Here is a 16160-nt window from a genome sequence, read left to right on the forward strand (position 1 = left end):
GGAGAAATAGGCAAAAGATGCAACGTTTGCCGCTGCAGGCGCTCATAGAAGTAGGCAACAGCGCAGACAGGATTGGTTCAAGGATGTTCATATCGCTTTAGGCATTCTTCTCCAATCCACCTTAAAGAGGGAGTGACTGAACAGATGACAACCCCGGACAAGCAGTATGTGGAGTGGCTGGTTGAGCAGTCGATGCTCAATGCCGCCAAGCAGCGCGCCAAATTGTATTCGGGGCAGGGCAGGCTCTGGCAGAGGCCTTATGCGCAGACTCGTCCCCGAGATGCTTCGGCCATTGCATCGGTCTGGTTCACCGCTTACCCGGCATCGATTGTGACCCGTGAGGGCGGCTCTGTGTTGGAGGCGCTTGCCGATGAGACGCTGTGGCACGCCTTGTCCGAAATCGGTATTGAAGGCATTCACAACGGCCCACTCAAAACCTCCGGTGGTTTGCAAGGGCGTCTTCGTACACCCAGCATTGATGGCAACTTCGACAGGATCAGTTTCGAGATCGATCCAGAGTTGGGCACCGACGCGCAATTTCAAAGTTTGAGCCGCATCGCCGCTGCGCACAACGCCGTCATCATCGACGATGTGATCCCCTCTCACACGGGCAAAGGCGCTGATTTTCGTCTGGCTGAAATGGCTTACGAAGACTATCCAGGCCTCTACCACATGGTCGAGATCAGGGAAGAGGACTGGCACCTGTTACCTGACATTCCGCAAGGTCGGGATGCGGTGAATCTCACGCCGGAAATCGTCGATTGTCTCAGAGACAAGCATTACATCGTGGGGCAATTGCAGCGGGTTATTTTCTTCGAGCCGGGTATCAAGGATACCGATTGGAGTGCCACGTCGGTGGTTCAGGGCGTGGACGGAAAGGACCGGCGCTGGGTGTATCTGCACTATTTCAAAGAAGGCCAGCCATCACTCAATTGGCTGGACCCAAGCTTTGCCGCACAACAGATGATCATCGGCGATGCGTTGCATGCCATCGATGTCATGGGCGCACGGGTCTTGCGTCTCGACGCCAATGGTTTTCTCGGGGTCGAGCGCAAGGCTGAAGGCAATGCCTGGTCAGAGAGTCACCCGTTGTCGATCACCGGTAATCAACTGCTGGGCGGGGCCATTCGCAAAGCCGGAGGGTTCAGCTTTCAGGAGCTGAACCTGACCCTGGATGACATCGCCGCCATGTCCCACGGCGGTGCCGATCTGTCCTACGACTTCATTACCCGACCGGCTTATCAGCACGCGTTACTGACCGGCAATACTGAGTTCTTGCGCCTGATGCTGCGTCAGGTCCATGTGTTCGGGATTGATCCTGCGTCGCTGATTCACGCGCTGCAAAACCATGATGAGTTGACCCTTGAACTGGTGCACTTCTGGACGCTGCACGCCCACGATACTTATCACTATCAGGGGCAGACCTTCCCCGGAAACATCTTGCGCGAACACATCCGCGAAGAAATGTACGAACGGCTGGCAGGGGAGCACGCGCCCTACAATCTCAAGTTCGTCACTAACGGCGTGTCCTGCACCACGGCCAGTATCATCACGGCCGCCTTGGGCATTCGGGACCTTGAGGCCATCACTGAGGCAGACATTCAGCGGATCCAGCACATTCATGTGCTGTTGGTGATGTACAACGCGATGCAGCCGGGGGTTTTCGCCTTGTCCGGCTGGGACTTGGTGGGCGCGCTGACACTGCCGGCCGAACAGGTTCAACATTTGATGCAGGACGGCGATACGCGCTGGATTCATCGGGGGGCTTACGATCTGGTCGACCTCGACCCTGACGCGGAGTTTTCGGCCGGCAACATGCCGCGTCCGAAGACCCTATACGGCAGCCTGGTCGATCAATTGCAGCGGCCGGACTCCTTTGTTTCTCTGCTCAAGAAAATACTGGCTGTGCGGCGCGCGTATGACATCGCCGCCAGTCGCCAGATTTTGATCCCTGACGTGCAGCATCCAGGTCTGCTGATCATGGTTCACGAACTGCCAGCCGGGAAGGGCACCCAGATCACCGCACTGAACTTCAGTGCTGAACCCGTCGTCGAGACCTTGCATCTGCCCGACATCGCCCCCGGCCCGGTCGTTGACATCATCAATGAACGAGTCGAGGGGGATCTGACCGAGCAAGGCGAATTCACCATCACCCTGGACGCTTATGAAGGCCTCGCGTTACGGGTGGTGAGTACATCGCCGATGGTTTGAGGATGACCGGCTGGCTTCGCTCCTGTGGTCCATAGGTTTACTGACCCTAGGGGCGCTCTGGCGCCGTTTGCCCAAACAGGATTTTCTTGCCGTCCTCGGTGACGGCAGGGCGGCTAGAGAAGGGTTCGCCTTTGGCGTAAGCCCGTATCGTCGCCGGACGGGCTTGCACGGCTTCAAACCAGCGACGCAGGTTGGGGAAGTCGTCAAGGTTCTGTTGCTGTTGTTTCCATGGGACAACCCAAGGGTAAGATGCCATGTCCGCGATGGTGTAGTGCTCGCCGGCAATAAACTCCCGACCGGCCAGCCGACGGTCGAGCACGCCGTACAGTCGCTTCGTCTCGTTGACGTAGCGATTGATCGCGTAAGGGATTTTTTCGGGCGCATAGAGGCCGAAGTGATGGTTTTGTCCAGCCATGGGGCCCAAGCCGCCTACTTGCCAGAACAGCCACTCAGACACGGTTTTACGACCGCGAACATCGCTGGGCAGGAATAGCCCGGTCTTCTCCGCGAGGTACATCAGGATGGCGCCAGATTCAAAAATCGTTATTGGCTCACCGCCGTCCGCCGGTGCAGTGTCGATGATGGCGGGCATTCTGTTGTTGGGCGAGAAAGCCAGAAACTCTGGTTTGAACTGATCGCCCGCACTGATATCGACCGGGTGGAGGGTGTAATCCAGCCCGGCCTCTTCGAGAAACAGGGTGATTTTATGGCCATTGGGGGTGGGCCAGTAATAGAGCTCAATCATGGCGGATGCTTCCCATTGCAGTGGTGTGATGGTCGAGTAGGGCGAGGGCTGGACGCACCAAGCCTTCCAGCAGGTCGCGCTCTGGCCGTGCGCGGGCGAGGACGCGAATGCCCAGTAGGACGCCCAGAAGAAGGCGCGCCAAGTCATCGGCAGGCTGTGAGGTGGAAATTGCCCCGGTGTGCTGACCCGTTACCACGCACCGGCGAAAAAAAGCCTCCATCTGTGTGAAGACTTCGGCAATGGCGCGTTGGAACTCCGGGTCAAGGGGGGAGGCTTCGAGCGCCCCGTTCACCAGCATGCAGCCTTTGTTCTGCGGGTCGTTCAGGGACCGTTCGATGATTTCGCTAAAGAATGCACCAATCGCTTCACGCGGGGGCAGCTTCTCCAGACGATTGATGCGCTCAACCAGGCGTTGCTCCAGGTAGTGGTCCAGCGCGCGTCGATACAGTGAACGTTTATCACCGAACGCGTTGTAAAGGCTGGCGCCCGTGATCCCCATTTTCTGGGCAAGGTCGCGAATCGAGGTGGCTTCATACCCACGTACCCAGAAGCACTGCACGGCTGCATCGAGCACTGCGGCTTCATCAAATTCTCTTGGTCGAGCCATCTCGCGGTTCCTCAGCATGCGGCAGACAAAGCTGTTGCCCCTTTGTCGTTTCCAAACTATTCTAAATCAATCGTTCTAGAACGCAAAGGCGAGCAGCACCCCCGAGTTCCGCGCCATCTTGCTCTACCTCAGTGAGAAAACCGGACGCTTTATCGGCACGCCTGTTGATCTTCCCGAGCTGCTGTCGTGGCTGTTGTTCATCTGCACGGGCCAGGCCTTGCATTTCCAATACGCAGCGCCAAGATGCGAGTCTCGGATTTAACCATGCATCCATGACCCTATTCCCTGTCGCGACGTATTCAACCTATTAATTGCCCCTTGGCGTGCGTTATCCATGGCTATCAATTTCGACCTGAACGATCTCCAGGCTTTCCGCGCCGTGGTGGAAAAAGGCAGCTTTGGAAAAGCTGCCGAAGCGATTCATATTTCTCAGCCCGCCCTGAGCCGACGTATCGAAAAGCTTGAGGATGCATTGGGCGTCAAGCTGTTTGAACGCACCACTCGCCGTGTCAGTCTGACCATGGTCGGGCGTGCGTTCGCACCGCGTGCCGAACGTTTGCTCGACGACCTCGACGACGCATTACTGGGTATCAGCGATGTCGCGTCGACACGCCTGGGCCATGTCACGATCGCATGTGTGCCGTCGGCGGCCTATTACTTCATGCCGCGGGTGGTCGCTCGCTATCATCAGCTCTACCCAAAAATCAGAGTAAGGGTGCTTGATGCCAGCGCTCACGATGTACACGACGCGGTGGTCAGTGGCGAAGCCGATCTGGGCCTCAGTTTCATGGGTAATCTGGATGTCGGGCTTGAGTTTGAGTTATTGGTACAGGATACCTATGTGCTGGCCTGCCGCCGTGACCATGCACTGGCAAGTCGGGAGGCCGTGACGTGGAGCGAGTTTTTTGAGCACGACTACATTGCGGTAGATAAAACGTCAGGCAATCGCTTCCTGCTCGATCAGGCGCTGATTCACATTAAACCGGCGCGGCCGAGTGTCTGCGAAACACGGCATGTGGTGACGATGCTGGGGTTGGTCGAGGCGGGCCTGGGGATTGCTGCCGCGCCAGCGATGGCGATGCCGACCGCCGGACATCCGATTTTAATGAGTGTGCCGCTGACCGCGCCGCAGGTGATACGTAGCGTTGGCTTGATCAAGCGCCGGGGGCGCACGTTGACGCCGGCGGCGCTGGAGCTGGAGCGACTGATTGTCGAGATGAAAGCGCTGCCGCCGTCAGTCCAGGGGCCGACGGCGGTGCATTAAGACTGCGTGCCGTCAGTTATGGCTGACGGAATCGAGTCCGGTCGCACGCACCTCCGATTGGACGCCAGGTGATGCAAGGTAATCGAGCAAGGCCTTTGCTTGCTGTGGATTCTGGGCATCGACAGGGATCCCTGCGGCGAAGCGCGTGACCGACTGCAGCGACTCCGGGATCTTGCCAATGAAGATTACGCCGGAAACCGGTAGCAGTTCGCTGACCTGCTGGAAGCCCAGTTCGTAGTCGCCTGTTGCGACCACGGAGGCGACTGGGGTTTTCACAATCATCTTGGATTTTGGCTGCAATTGGCTTTCGACTCCCAGGCGCTTGAACAGTTGGTCCTGGATATATACTCCGCTGGCGCTGTCGGAGTAAGCGACTGAGCGAGCCTTGAGCAAGGCCGCTTTGAGTTGGTCTTCGGACGCGATTTTCGGCGTGTCCGCCCCTGCACGTACGACGGCACCGATTCTCGAATCTGCAAGCTCGACCCGCGAGCCAGGTATCACTTTGCCTTGCTTGATCAGATCGTCGAGTGCATACCCGACCATGATCACCACGTCTGCTTTTTCACCGCGCTCAAGCCTATTGGGAATGGCTTCAGGCGCCTTGCCCATGGATGGCCCCAGCGTGGTATCCAGCGTATTGCCGGTGTCTGCGGCGAATTTTGGGCTAAGTGCCTTATAAGCAGCGGTAAAGCCGCCGGACGTCATCACGTGGATTTCGGCGGCGTGTACTGCCGCCGTCATGCTCAGGCTGCCGAGCAATACCCATGCGGCAAATCTCAAACATTGTGCTTTCATAAACTGTTTCTCCACGCCGGGAAGTAAGGCTTATTACACTGCAAGGCGCAGTTGCACGGCTTTGCTGCGGTACAGAAACAGAGTCGCGGACAACGCGCAGACAGCGGCAAAACTCATCCAGTAGCCGGGTGCTGCCTTGTCACCGGTGAGGTGGATAAGTGCCGTGGAAATGGCCGGAGTGAAACCGCCGAACACCGCAGTGGCAAGGCTGTAGGCCAAGGAAAAACCAGCGACGCGAACTTCAACGGGCATAATTTCGGTCAGGGCCGCGATCATTGCCCCGTTGTACATGCCGTATAGAAAGGACAACCACAACAGCGTTTCCAGCATATGGCCGAAGCTGGGTGCCTGGGCCAGAAATGACAGGGCAGGGTAGGACGTAACAATGGCCAGCGCGGCCATGGTCACAAGCACTGGTCGCCGCCCGACGCGGTCAGACAGCGCGCCGCCGATAGGCAGCCAGATGAAGTTAGAGACCCCCACCAACAGCGTCACCATCAAGGCATCGGCGGTGCTCAGGTTGAGTACGGTCTTGCCGAAAGTCGGCGCATAGACAGTGATCAGGTAAAAAGCCGTGGTGGTCATCGCGACCATCAGCATGCCTGCGACGACGATCCCCCAGTTCTGCATCAAGGTATTGAACACTTCACGCATGGTCGGGCGGTGCGTGCGCGCAGAAAACTCTTCGGTTTCCTCAAGTTTGCTGCGCAGGACGAAGATGAACGGGACGATCAGGCAACCTATCAGGAAGGGCACGCGCCAGCCCCAATCGGCGATCATCGATGAAGGCATCCACTGGTTCAAGGCGAAGCCTAGCCCGGCAGCGACGATGATCGCGACCTGCTGGCTTGCCGACTGCCAACTGGTGAAAAAGCCCTTTTTACCGGGAGTCGCCATCTCGGCCAGGTACACCGAAACGCCCCCCAATTCTGCGCCTGCAGAGAAACCTTGAAGCAAGCGCCCGATCAGCACCAGGGCCGGAGCCAGCAGGCCGATGCTCTCGTAGCCCGGTACCAACACGATCAGAATGGTGCCGCTGGCCATGATTGATAGCGTGACGATTAGTCCCTTGCGGCGGCCGACGTCATCGATATAGGCACCTAGAATGACTGCGCCCAGCGGGCGCATGAGAAACCCTGCACCGAACACGGCGAAGGTCATCATCAACGATGCAAATTCGCTGCTCGCCGGGAAAAAGGCGGCTGCGATATAGGTGGCATAAAAACCGAAGAGGAAGAAATCGAACTGCTCGAGAAAGTTACCTGACGTTACCCGGAAAACCGCACTTGCTTTGGAACGGGCGGACGCTGTTACGCTTTGAGTTGAGCCCATCTACTTGTCTCCCGACACTTTTATGCATGCACCTGGCGTGCACGATTGTTATAGGAGCGAATAGTGTCTGAGAGGGGCTGAGTTGAGAAATGCATAGTTCGCATTCATTGATGCGTCATACGTATAAATAATCGGGATAAGCTTGGCGCTGGCAGTCCGGTCCGGCATGCCTTGAGTGGCAGGGGGTGCAGTGTCGGCACGGCCCCGCACAATCAAAAAAATCTGCTCAAACCGCTGCTTTCATCAGTGCCGCACACGCGGTTTTATAGGCCTCGTGCTGATATTTGTTTAGCGAGGTGGCCAGTGCAAAGTCATGTTTTTTATGTTGAGCGCTGACGGTTTGCGGCGAAACGAGGGACACCTCGCACTGACTCAGGAGCTGTAAAATCCCTTCGATTTTGAAGGTGGTCGGGCCGCCCGCGAATTCGCCTTTTTTGCTGCGTTTCTTGATCGCGATGTGGTCGATACCGTGATCACGAACAAACGCCTCGACGAGGGCCGCGAACGCTTTGACGTTCGCCGACTCGTCATCGTCCTCAAGGGTGATTTTTTTTGTGGTCAGAGGCAGATGTTCAAACGCGTTATTTTGACGCGTGGCGACCGCGAAAATGGCTTCGCTGCCTTTGATTTCGATACCGCAGATTTTCATGTGGCTGCCTTGCGCAAGTTAAAAGGCAGTCATTTTCTTCTCTTTTTTCATCGATGGCTAACTGATAAACACTCCGCGCGCCATGCCTGCGGCTGCCACGAGTATGACGATGATCAGACCCACTTCGATGTGGCTGATTTTGGAGTACAGCTGGGCGCGCCGGGTATCGATCGGGGTGCCATTTTTAAACGCGTTGCGCCACTTGATCAGGGCAACCATAGGCGCGATTTCAAGCAGGATGATCGCAATGAACGCCGTCATCTTCAGGTGAAACAGCGGTTGATGCAGATAGTAGAAGGTTCCCTTCTCAAGCCCGCCAAATGCACGCAACACTCCGGTTACCAGCAGCACTGCTACAGCAATACCCCAGAAGTTGTCGGCCACAAACACATCCCTAAGCTTGGAGGGGTTGGTGCGGCTCAGCCGCCGCAAAGATCTTCCACGGCTGAGTACCGCCCCCAGTGCAACGCCGTATGCCAATAGATGCAGTGTTGCCAGGAACCATTTGAAGAGCATGGTTGTGAATCTCCATTCATGACGATAAAAAAACAATCTATCCAGCAGCCGGTATTCAAGTCGTAGTGTACTGTTCGACATTTTGCCCGAACCTCACACTGTTCCGGGCTTTCATTGACGAGCAGCTCTTGCTGCGGTTTGCAGGAACATTGCATCGGAGCGCCGTCCGTTGACCCGGGCTTTCAGGAGAGGAAACAAACACGGTCGGCAAGTCCGAAAGTATCCTTGATTACTCTTTCGGCTGAATCCCTGCCTGCCTCATGGTCAGGTTTTTCTGAATCTTGTATTGCACGGCAACTTGCGGGGCCGGGTTGCTTTTCCCTGTTTCCATCCAATTGCGCAAACGAGTCGCATCGGCGAAGTGAGTGTATTTGCCGAATGCATCGAGAATCACCACCGACACCGGCCGATTGGCCATCGTGGTCAACAACACCAGGCAGTGGCCCGCTTGATTGGTGAACCCGGTCTTGGTCAGGGTGATGTTCCAGTTGGATTTTCTGATCAGGTGGTCGGTGTTGCTAAAGCCCAGGCTGTAGGTGGGCTTATGGAATGTCACGGTTTTTTCGGGGGTGGTGCTCAGTTCGCTCAGCATGGGGTATTTGCGCGAGGCGAGTACCAGTTTGGTCAGGTCGCGGGCGGTGGACACGTTGTAGATGGACAAACCGGTGGGCTCGACATAGACCGTGTGCTTCATACCCAGCGCCTTGGCCTTGGCATTCATCGCCAGGATGAACGCGTTATAGCCACCCGGATAACTGTGAGCGAGGCTCGCCGCGGCCCGGTTTTCCGAGGACATCAGGGAAATCAATAGCATGTTCTTGCGGTCTAGCTGACTGCCTAGCTTGACCCTGGAGAACACACCTTTCATTTCCTTGGTGTTGGTGATCGACACTGGAATCATTTCGTCCATGGGCAGTTTCGCGTCCAGCGTCACCATGGCCGTCATCAGCTTGGTCACCGAGGCGATAGGGACGACGATGTCCGGGTTGCTCGAATACAATACTTTGTCGGTTTGCAGGTCAACCACCATGGAGCTGCCCGAGGCCAGGTGAAGTTGTGAAGGGTCGCGATTAAGAGGGGCGGGTTCATTTGCCAACGCGCTCTGAGAGAGTGCGGCGCCTGTATATACAAATAATAGGCTCAGAATGGAATGACGAATTTTCACGAGCTGGGCTCACTAATAATGGAATATGCCGTTTAACACGGGGTCTCTACGCAAACACTTCATTTTATGAGCACGCTCCGGGCGCTGTCGATGGGTCTTGTCGGTTGAATTCAGGTTTAGAGCAGCAATGCGCTTTTATAGGTGAAAAAACCACGATTGCTAACCAAAACCAGCAATAGACATGGTGTCTGACGAGCACACCGATTAGCATCCTGTGCGGTTAATGCCACGTGTTCTCAAACGACTCAGGAGTCGCGCAATGCCCAAGAGTTTTATCAGCAAGGATTACCTCGCACTGGTAATAGTAGCGGCTGTGGTTGCAGTGCTCTTGCTTGGGGTTGGTTTTTTTCAGAAATCTGCGGATTGGGCGGGCTGGATTCAGGCGACCGGTCTTATTGTTGGCTTGATGGTCGCGATAGCGGTGCCGGGCATTCAGAAAAAGCAGGACGCTGCGAGCCAGCACAAACTAATGCGTGAGCGGGAGGTGGGGTACGCTCGCCGACTGCAATACTTGTGCGGTGAGTTCAATGAGCTGCTGGCAAAAATCAATATTAACCTGACGCATCTTCGCGCCACCGACAGGCATCGGCTGCAGCATACCCTTCAGGATTTCCTGCATCGCTTGTTCGAATCGCATAAGCGTGATCTGAATGATGACCGTGTGGTGATTGCTCACGAACTGCGGCAGGTGGCTAACGAGTTGGTCGATGAGCTTGAGAGCGGCCGTGCAGATCGAGTGGTCATGATGAATCTGGATAAGCGCCTGCAAAAACTGGCGCACCGGACTCAGGTCAATGCGGCAATGGCTGAGCGTCTCTGATCAGACTTTTTGCTGCGCATAAAAAAGCCCACATCAGAGATGCGGGCAAGGGGATGTGCGGAGCAACGCACGATGTCAGGGCAACACGATTCGCTAGAACGGGTATTTAATCAGTCAGCCCGCGTCAGGCGTTCATCTGGCACGTGTCGAACTTCTTGGACAAGGCCTGGGCCGCTGGCAGGGAGGCGAAGGGGCCGCTTATGGGCTCGCCTTCCTGTACCAGGTACCAGCAGGCAAGCAGGCCACACGCTCTGAGCTGGGCTGGAACTGCGCTACCGACTACCGACATGATCTGAACCTTGGTCATAAGTACCTCCATCAATCAATGCCGCTACTCTACGGCGCCCTGCGAGCGAGTGATAATCACTGCTCTCGATAGTGGACATTGATGATAATGGGGTTCGTTGCGGTTATTGCCGTTGCGTGTCCAGGGCTGATCAGTCGACGACCTGATCGAGCATTGCCATCACTTCATGATTGTTCAGAAGACCTTTTTCAACCAGGTTCTGTGCCAGCAAGGACAAAAACTTTGCGCTACGATGGCCTTCCAGACTCTTGAGTTCGGTCAGTGCGCGATACACTTTGTCCGATGTGCACAATCCCTCCGCATGGTGGGGATGCTGAGTCGGCATAGGGGCGTCCTTATTGTTATGAAGGCTGATGTCGTTGAGTAAGCGTTGCTGAAGAGCACCGTACTCACAACGATGACGTCAATAATGACGGACTCAAGCAAACACGCTGTCCCCCCAGCGACCTCCATCGAACTGATGTAGACGCTAAAAAAACAGCCCCGCCTTTTTGGGGGCAGGGCTATTTTTCAGAATGTTACCAGCGCCCAGGGCCGTCACCCCGGTAGCCTCGTTCATCCCTGTCATGACCATAATAGCCATGTGGACGACCGTAGTAGCCTGGCGGTGGGCCGTAATACCCAGGACGATAATAAACCGGGGCTGGAGCCACTACGACCGGCTGGTAGTACACCGGTGGCGGCGGTGCCTGATAGTAAACCGGTTGTGGTGCATAGACCGGTTGCGGTTCCACATAGACTGTCCGGGGTTGGTTGGATGACATCACGGCACCCGCCACGACGGCCCCGACCACGGCGCCTACCACTAGACCTGGACCACCCCAACCTCGCCCGTCTGCTGACGCTTGGCTTGCGATGGCTAGGGCACCTAACAACAAGGCAACCTTGGGGATGTGACGAATCATGAGTATTCCTCGGCTTTCAACCCCGTTGTCGCGAGCCTGCGTTACGCTCAGGCACTGCCACGGGATACTACTAAGACAGCGGTTTCGGAGAAATCTGCGAATCGCGTGAGTAAAGATTGTGTAAGTGTGTCCGGCGGCTATTATCGCGGACTTGGCCGCGTTGGCAAAGGCCATTCTGTGCGCCGCAGGGCGAGGTTATTCAAGCTTTGCCAAACGCTCTTCCAGCGCCGTAATCCGCGCTTCGAGTTCGTCCAGACGCTCTGTCGAGGCCGACCCGCCACCGGCGCGTTCGGGCTGATTTTGTCGGGCCGCGAGAATAGCCTCGATGTCTTCCGGGTCACCGAGTGAGTGCATATATCGATCTTCACGCTGGCCGGATTGACGCGGCAACAACGTCGCCAGCCCTCGGGCGATCAAGCGTTCCAGTTGATGGGCGACTTGCTCGATATCTTCAAAGTCGTGCATGCGGTTGCTTCGAGTGAGCAATTCATTGACCGTTTGCGGGCCTCGCAGGAACAACAAACCACTCAAGATAACTTGTGCAGGCACTAATTCCAGGGCTTTATCAGCGCGATGCTCCCAGCGATCAGCACGGCTGCCCATCACCAACCGTGTTAAGCCACGGCCTTCGAGGGCGCGTAGACTTTGGCCGACCTGGTCCTGAGTCAGGCTCGTCACCGGTTCGCGGCTGGTTTTTTGATTGCAGGCAGTGACCAGCGCATTAAGGGTCAAGGGATAGGTTTCGGGGTTGGTGGCCTTTTTTTCGATCAGGCAGCCGAGGATGCGAACTTCCACATTGTTGAGTTGCAGCTTATCGGCGGAGTCGGTAGACACGGGCTCGGTAGACATGGCGCTTTCCCTGGGCGTTTGAAGGCAACTAGCCTAGGGGCTCAGTGATATAAAAGACAAGCCGCTTTCGTGCGCCCTCCATGACTATAATCACGTCACCTTCAATTCAGGATCTGCCATGACTATTTCCTTGTACGCCGCTTCCGTCCCGGTTTTCAAACAAATGCTCACTGCTTTGAGTGACGTACTGGCCAAGGCTGAAGCCCATGCCACTTCAAAAAACATTGAACCTGACGCCTTGCTGCAAGCTCGCCTGTTCCCGGACATGTTCCAACTAATCCGTCAGGTACAAATCGCAGCTGATTTCGCCAAAGGCGTATCCGCCCGTCTGGCGGGTATAGAGCCACCGAAGTTTGACGACACCGAAAAAACCTTCGCCGACCTGCAAGCCTTGATCGCCAAGACCCTGGCCTTCATCGGTAGCATCAGCCCTGAGCTAATCAATGGCCAGGAAGGTCGCGAGATCGTCACGCGTCAGGGCACTCCTAAAGAGAAGCGCTTCGACGCTCAGACCTACCTGTTGGGTTATGGTCTGCCGCAGTTCTTCTTCCACATCACCACGACCTACGCCATCCTGCGCCACAACGGCGTTGAAGTCGGCAAGCGCGATTACATGGGCGCGTACTGATTCGTTGAGCGACCTGTTGGATTGACGCCAAGCCGTTGCACGAGATGTTTCGTGCAGCGGCTTTTTTATGCCCCGTGTCACGTGTAGATGTATTTACTGACAGATCGGTCCTTATGGCTTGATCTGCTTCGTTGTTCTGGAGTGTTCATGTTGTTGCCTATTTTGCTGTTGTCGGCTGCCGGTTTTACGGTACTGACCACAGAGTTCATCATCGTCGGCCTGTTGCCTGCGATAGCCCGTGACCTGGATATCTCGGTGTCTCAGGCCGGTTTGTTGGTGACGTTGTTTGCTTTCACCGTGGCCGCTTTCGGGCCCTTCCTCACGGCGTATTTTTCGCGCTTTGAGCGCAAACGTCTGTTTATCACCATTTTGATCATGTTCGGTTTTTCCAACCTGTTGGCGGCATTGGCACCCAACATTGCCGTGATGGCGGTGGCGCGACTGATTCCCGCGCTCGGGCTGCCAGTGTTTTGGGCGCTGGCCAGTGAGACAGCAGTGGATATTGTGGGTCCGGAATACGCCGGGCGAGCCATTTCAAAGATTGGTTTCGGCATCGTCTGTGCGACGGTATTCGGCATTCCGGTCGGGACATTGATTTCTGATGCCTGGGGGTGGCGTAGCGCGTTCGCCATCCTGGCGGTGGTAGCGTTCGCCAAAGCATTGCTGTTGTTGATCTACCTGCCCACGACGAATAAGCACAAAGAGCCGGTTTCATTGCTCGCGCAGTTCAAGATTTTACGTAGCCCATTGATGCTCGGTCATGTGCTGTTGTCGGTGCTGGTGTTCAGTGGCATGTTCACAGCCTATACCTATCTGGCGGACATGCTGGAACGTCTGGCCGGGTTCAATGGCACGGTGGTGGGCTGGTGTCTGATGGGATTTGGCGCGGTCGGCTTGCTGGGTAACTCGTTGGGTGGGCGCATGGTTGACCACCACCCATTGATTGCCAGCCTGTTCTTCAGTGCGTTCATGATCACCGGCATGGTGGCCGTGGTGCCTAGCATGCATTCGACGCTTGGTCTTGGTCTGGCGTTAGCCGTCTGGGGCATCACGCAGGCAGCGTTGTTCCTCGTCAGCCACGTTCGGTTGATGAAGGCGGCTCCCCATGCGCCCGCTTTTGCGGCTTCGTTGAACATTGCCGGGGCGAATCTGGGGATTGGCATTGGCGCGATCATCGGTGGGCAGGTAATCGACAACTTCGGTCTGGGCAGTCTGGGGTTTGCGGCGGCGGGGATTATCCTGCTGTCGATTCTGCTGGCGCTGCTGTTGATGTCCGCCAAGCCCGTACCTGTTTGGGCTTAATCAGACTGGATGAATAATCCGCGTCGAGCGCCCTCGGTAATGGCAACAATGCCTGGGTGCTTGACCTTGCGTTCGACTGAGATCGCGTAGAAAGACTCGGTTACGGCGTTGGTCTGACCGATCATTTGCACCCCGTACTGCACCTGAACTTCATCGGCAATCACGCTCGGGGCGATGAAAATCCCACTGCCGGATTTTCCGAAAGCCTTCATCAGCGCGCTGTCGTCGAACTCGCCGATAATCCGTGGTTGCACATTTTGCTCGGCAAACCAACGCATGAGGCGGTTGCGGATTACGGTTTCCTGTCCCGGAATCAATAGTGGCGCGCCTTGCAAGCCGTGAGGGAAATTCGGCCCATAGCGCTTGGCCAGCGCCTGAGTCGCGAAAAAGCTGATCCCGCATTCGCCCAGCTTCTGGCTATAGCCTTTGATGTCCATGTGCGAAGGCATTGGACTGTCGGAGATCACAAGGTCCAAGCGCTGAATGGCCAGATCGGCCAGCAAGCGCTCAAGTTTGTCTTCGCGGCAGGTGATGCGGATTGGCTCGGCCAGCTGCATGGTCGGCGAAATCAGGCGGTACACAATCGACTTGGGCACCACATCTGCAACCCCGATGCGAAACAGGATTTGCTGCTCATTGGGCTGGGCGCGAAGCAGCGCTTCCAGTTCACCTCCAAGCTGAAACATTTGCTCGGCATAGGGCAGGGTAAGGCGACCTGCCTCTGTTAACTCCAATTGCCTACCCACCCGGCGAAACAAGTCGATACCGAAGGTTTGCTCCAGCAAACTGATCTGTCCGCTGATGGTCTGCGGCGTCAGGTTCAACTGCTCGCTAGCCCTTACGATGCTGCCGGTTTTAGCCACGACCCAGAAGTAATGCAGCTGTCGATAATTAAGCATGAGCAGCCCGATTCGTAAAAACCGAAGTATACACGGAAAAAATACGAATTTTTCTGATGTGTTTGTCTCCCTAGAATGCAGCGCTATCGCCGGGTCTACTTACGCCCCGGAAATTCATTCAATTTTTCAGGCTGAATCAGGGTTCACTCACATGGAATATCTATTACAACTGGCTGCAAGCCCTACCGCCTGGATCGCTTTGGCGACGCTGGTGGTGATGGAAATCGTGCTGGGCATCGATAACCTGATCTTCATCTCGATCCTGACCAACAAGCTGCCAGAGCATCAACGTGCCAAAGCACGGCGTCTGGGGATCGGCATGGCCTTGTTCCTGCGTCTGGGCTTGCTCAGCACCATCGCCTATATCGTGCAATTGACTGAGCCGGTGATCGAACTGTTTGGGCAGGTGTTCTCCTGGAAAGACATGATTCTGATTGCCGGTGGTCTGTTCCTGTTATGGAAAGCGACTACCGAAATTCACCACAACGTCGAAGCCAGGCATGAAGACGAGAAGGTGGCCTCTTCAGGCGTCACACTAGGCTTGGCTGCCGCCATCGGCCAGATTTTGATACTTGATATGGTGTTTTCCATCGACAGCATCATCACTGCCGTGGGCATGACCGAACACTTGCCGATCATGGCGATCGCTGTGGTGGCTGCCGTTGTGGTGATGCTGGTCGCGGCAGAGCCGTTGGCGAAGTTCATCAATGACAATCCGACCGTGGTGATGCTGGCGCTGGGTTTCTTGATCATGATCGGCATGACACTGATCGCCGAGGGCTTTGGTGCGCACGTTCCGAAGGGCTATGTCTACGCGGCGATGACGTTCTCAGCGGTAATCGAAGGTCTGAATATGCTGTCGCGCAGGTCGAAGCTCAAGGCGAAGTCGAAGGCCGTGGCTGTCTGAGTGTGAGGGTTTGTTGCGGGTGAAAGTCCAAGGGTCGGTGTGGAGTTTTCCATTACCGGCCTTTTTCAACGCAAGCGGAAGGAGTTTGAAGTGGAGTGATCGTGCCTGGTCTCGATATTCGCGGGGTTTTCGTGTTCGATTTCACGGTGATGATGCCGGCGAGAAATGCGCATCACCCCCCACAGCATGGCTGCGGCGACTGCCAGCCAAGCGGCTATCAGCATTGCAATTGTTATTTCCGGGCCCATACGTGCCTCTG

At 56.0% G+C, this 16160-nt stretch carries 19 protein-coding genes; 6 read left to right on the top strand and 13 right to left on the bottom strand.

The features are described 5' to 3' along the window. Nucleotides 1-144 precede the first annotated feature (144 nt). Complete coding sequence (treS, locus tag QN399_RS09740) at nucleotides 145-2211, top strand: maltose alpha-D-glucosyltransferase (RefSeq protein ID WP_322178635.1); 2067 nt, start codon at nucleotides 145-147, stop codon at nucleotides 2209-2211. Between the two features lie 46 nt (nucleotides 2212-2257). Here the strand turns inward: treS and QN399_RS09745 are convergent, their stop codons facing one another. Together QN399_RS09745 and QN399_RS09750 are read right to left on the bottom strand one after the other, a co-directional pair. After that, nucleotides 2258-2956: a glutathione binding-like protein gene (locus QN399_RS09745; protein WP_322178636.1), complete on the bottom strand. Its 699-nt coding sequence runs from the start codon at nucleotides 2954-2956 to the stop codon at nucleotides 2258-2260. Beyond that, on the bottom strand, nucleotides 2949-3563 hold the full coding sequence (locus QN399_RS09750; RefSeq protein WP_330200883.1) for a TetR/AcrR family transcriptional regulator: 615 nt from the start codon (nucleotides 3561-3563) through the stop codon (nucleotides 2949-2951). Before QN399_RS09750 ends, QN399_RS09745 begins: the two co-directional genes overlap by 8 nt. Before the next feature lie 334 nt (nucleotides 3564-3897). On the opposite strand from QN399_RS09750, the gene QN399_RS09755 reads away from it, so the two are divergent. Then, nucleotides 3898-4827, top strand: coding sequence for a LysR family transcriptional regulator (locus QN399_RS09755; protein WP_322178638.1), 930 nt, complete (start codon nucleotides 3898-3900; stop codon nucleotides 4825-4827). A gap of 12 nt (nucleotides 4828-4839) precedes the next feature. Here the strand turns inward: QN399_RS09755 and QN399_RS09760 are convergent, their stop codons facing one another. From QN399_RS09760 to pbpG, 5 genes are all read right to left on the bottom strand, one after another. Beyond that, complete coding sequence (locus QN399_RS09760; RefSeq protein ID WP_322216933.1) at nucleotides 4840-5622, bottom strand: substrate-binding domain-containing protein; 783 nt, start codon at nucleotides 5620-5622, stop codon at nucleotides 4840-4842. A 33-nt stretch (nucleotides 5623-5655) separates the two neighbouring features. Further along, complete coding sequence (locus tag QN399_RS09765; RefSeq protein ID WP_322178640.1) at nucleotides 5656-6954, bottom strand: MFS transporter; 1299 nt, start codon at nucleotides 6952-6954, stop codon at nucleotides 5656-5658. 226 nt (nucleotides 6955-7180) lie between these two features. Beyond that, the gene (locus QN399_RS09770; protein ID WP_322178641.1) at nucleotides 7181-7603 is read right to left on the bottom strand and encodes a DUF3010 family protein; all 423 of its coding nucleotides are present in this window, start codon (nucleotides 7601-7603) and stop codon (nucleotides 7181-7183) included. 57 nt (nucleotides 7604-7660) lie between these two features. Beyond that, the gene (locus tag QN399_RS09775) at nucleotides 7661-8119 is read right to left on the bottom strand and encodes a DUF2214 family protein (RefSeq protein ID WP_322183095.1); all 459 of its coding nucleotides are present in this window, start codon (nucleotides 8117-8119) and stop codon (nucleotides 7661-7663) included. Between the two features lie 229 nt (nucleotides 8120-8348). Further along, nucleotides 8349-9284 carry a D-alanyl-D-alanine endopeptidase gene (gene pbpG / locus QN399_RS09780; RefSeq protein ID WP_322178642.1) on the bottom strand — a complete coding sequence of 312 codons (936 nt, stop codon included), beginning with the start codon at nucleotides 9282-9284 and terminating at the stop codon, nucleotides 8349-8351. Between the two features lie 259 nt (nucleotides 9285-9543). Here pbpG and QN399_RS09785 point away from each other — a divergent pair, with 259 nt between their 5' ends. Further along, complete coding sequence (locus QN399_RS09785) at nucleotides 9544-10104, top strand: hypothetical protein (RefSeq protein ID WP_330200884.1); 561 nt, start codon at nucleotides 9544-9546, stop codon at nucleotides 10102-10104. A gap of 124 nt (nucleotides 10105-10228) precedes the next feature. Here QN399_RS09785 and QN399_RS09790 read toward each other — a convergent pair whose 3' ends face one another. From QN399_RS09790 to QN399_RS09805, 4 genes are all read right to left on the bottom strand, one after another. Continuing rightward, a complete protein-coding gene (locus QN399_RS09790; protein ID WP_322178644.1) occupies nucleotides 10229-10411 on the bottom strand; it encodes a hypothetical protein in 183 nt (60 codons plus the stop codon). A gap of 130 nt (nucleotides 10412-10541) precedes the next feature. Further along, the gene (locus tag QN399_RS09795) at nucleotides 10542-10736 is read right to left on the bottom strand and encodes a hypothetical protein (RefSeq protein WP_322178645.1); all 195 of its coding nucleotides are present in this window, start codon (nucleotides 10734-10736) and stop codon (nucleotides 10542-10544) included. A gap of 193 nt (nucleotides 10737-10929) precedes the next feature. Next, complete coding sequence (locus QN399_RS09800) at nucleotides 10930-11316, bottom strand: hypothetical protein (protein ID WP_322178646.1); 387 nt, start codon at nucleotides 11314-11316, stop codon at nucleotides 10930-10932. Between the two features lie 195 nt (nucleotides 11317-11511). Beyond that, nucleotides 11512-12165, bottom strand: coding sequence for a DUF480 domain-containing protein (locus tag QN399_RS09805; protein ID WP_330200885.1), 654 nt, complete (start codon nucleotides 12163-12165; stop codon nucleotides 11512-11514). Nucleotides 12166-12283: 118 nt separating this feature from the next. On the opposite strand from QN399_RS09805, the gene QN399_RS09810 reads away from it, so the two are divergent. Beyond that, entirely contained in the window at nucleotides 12284-12793 is a 510-nt protein-coding gene (locus tag QN399_RS09810; protein ID WP_322178648.1) for a DUF1993 domain-containing protein, read from the top strand. A gap of 147 nt (nucleotides 12794-12940) precedes the next feature. Then, a complete protein-coding gene (locus QN399_RS09815; protein WP_330200886.1) occupies nucleotides 12941-14095 on the top strand; it encodes an MFS transporter in 1155 nt (384 codons plus the stop codon). Here QN399_RS09815 and nhaR read toward each other — a convergent pair. Continuing rightward, nucleotides 14092-14994 carry a transcriptional activator NhaR gene (gene nhaR, locus QN399_RS09820; RefSeq protein ID WP_322216925.1) on the bottom strand — a complete coding sequence of 301 codons (903 nt, stop codon included), beginning with the start codon at nucleotides 14992-14994 and terminating at the stop codon, nucleotides 14092-14094. The two genes, QN399_RS09815 and nhaR, sit on opposite strands and share 4 nt — an antisense overlap. 151 nt (nucleotides 14995-15145) lie before the next feature. On the opposite strand from nhaR, the gene QN399_RS09825 reads away from it, so the two are divergent. After that, nucleotides 15146-15901 (top strand): TerC family protein, encoded by a 756-nt coding sequence (locus QN399_RS09825; RefSeq protein ID WP_330200887.1) that lies wholly within the window; start codon nucleotides 15146-15148, stop codon nucleotides 15899-15901. 65 nt (nucleotides 15902-15966) lie between these two features. On the opposite strand, the gene QN399_RS09830 is transcribed toward QN399_RS09825, so the two are convergent. Further along, nucleotides 15967-16149, bottom strand: coding sequence for a hypothetical protein (locus QN399_RS09830; RefSeq protein ID WP_322178652.1), 183 nt, complete (start codon nucleotides 16147-16149; stop codon nucleotides 15967-15969). Nucleotides 16150-16160: the final 11 nt, after the last annotated feature.

The sequence above is a fragment of the Pseudomonas sp. 10C3 genome (assembly GCF_036346185.1).
Classification (GTDB): Bacteria; Pseudomonadota; Gammaproteobacteria; order Pseudomonadales; family Pseudomonadaceae; genus Aquipseudomonas.

Excerpts from the sequence above, each read along its gene's own strand:
- treS (WP_322178635.1), top strand. The coding sequence starts at position 145 with ATGACAACCCCGGACAAGCAGTATGTGGAGTGGCTGGTTGAGCAGTCG.
- QN399_RS09745 (WP_322178636.1), bottom strand. The coding sequence starts at position 2,956 with ATGATTGAGCTCTATTACTGGCCCACCCCCAATGGCCATAAAATCACC.
- QN399_RS09750 (WP_330200883.1), bottom strand. The coding sequence starts at position 3,563 with ATGGCTCGACCAAGAGAATTTGATGAAGCCGCAGTGCTCGATGCAGCC.
- QN399_RS09755 (WP_322178638.1), top strand. The coding sequence starts at position 3,898 with ATGGCTATCAATTTCGACCTGAACGATCTCCAGGCTTTCCGCGCCGTG.
- QN399_RS09760 (WP_322216933.1), bottom strand. The coding sequence starts at position 5,622 with ATGAAAGCACAATGTTTGAGATTTGCCGCATGGGTATTGCTCGGCAGC.
- QN399_RS09765 (WP_322178640.1), bottom strand. The coding sequence starts at position 6,954 with ATGGGCTCAACTCAAAGCGTAACAGCGTCCGCCCGTTCCAAAGCAAGT.
- QN399_RS09770 (WP_322178641.1), bottom strand. The coding sequence starts at position 7,603 with ATGAAAATCTGCGGTATCGAAATCAAAGGCAGCGAAGCCATTTTCGCG.
- QN399_RS09775 (WP_322183095.1), bottom strand. The coding sequence starts at position 8,119 with ATGCTCTTCAAATGGTTCCTGGCAACACTGCATCTATTGGCATACGGC.
- QN399_RS09785 (WP_330200884.1), top strand. The coding sequence starts at position 9,544 with ATGCCCAAGAGTTTTATCAGCAAGGATTACCTCGCACTGGTAATAGTA.
- QN399_RS09790 (WP_322178644.1), bottom strand. The coding sequence starts at position 10,411 with ATGACCAAGGTTCAGATCATGTCGGTAGTCGGTAGCGCAGTTCCAGCC.
- QN399_RS09795 (WP_322178645.1), bottom strand. The coding sequence starts at position 10,736 with ATGCCGACTCAGCATCCCCACCATGCGGAGGGATTGTGCACATCGGAC.
- QN399_RS09800 (WP_322178646.1), bottom strand. The coding sequence starts at position 11,316 with ATGATTCGTCACATCCCCAAGGTTGCCTTGTTGTTAGGTGCCCTAGCC.
- QN399_RS09805 (WP_330200885.1), bottom strand. The coding sequence starts at position 12,165 with ATGTCTACCGAGCCCGTGTCTACCGACTCCGCCGATAAGCTGCAACTC.
- QN399_RS09810 (WP_322178648.1), top strand. The coding sequence starts at position 12,284 with ATGACTATTTCCTTGTACGCCGCTTCCGTCCCGGTTTTCAAACAAATG.
- QN399_RS09815 (WP_330200886.1), top strand. The coding sequence starts at position 12,941 with ATGTTGTTGCCTATTTTGCTGTTGTCGGCTGCCGGTTTTACGGTACTG.
- nhaR (WP_322216925.1), bottom strand. The coding sequence starts at position 14,994 with ATGCTTAATTATCGACAGCTGCATTACTTCTGGGTCGTGGCTAAAACC.
- QN399_RS09825 (WP_330200887.1), top strand. The coding sequence starts at position 15,146 with ATGGAATATCTATTACAACTGGCTGCAAGCCCTACCGCCTGGATCGCT.
- QN399_RS09830 (WP_322178652.1), bottom strand. The coding sequence starts at position 16,149 with ATGGGCCCGGAAATAACAATTGCAATGCTGATAGCCGCTTGGCTGGCA.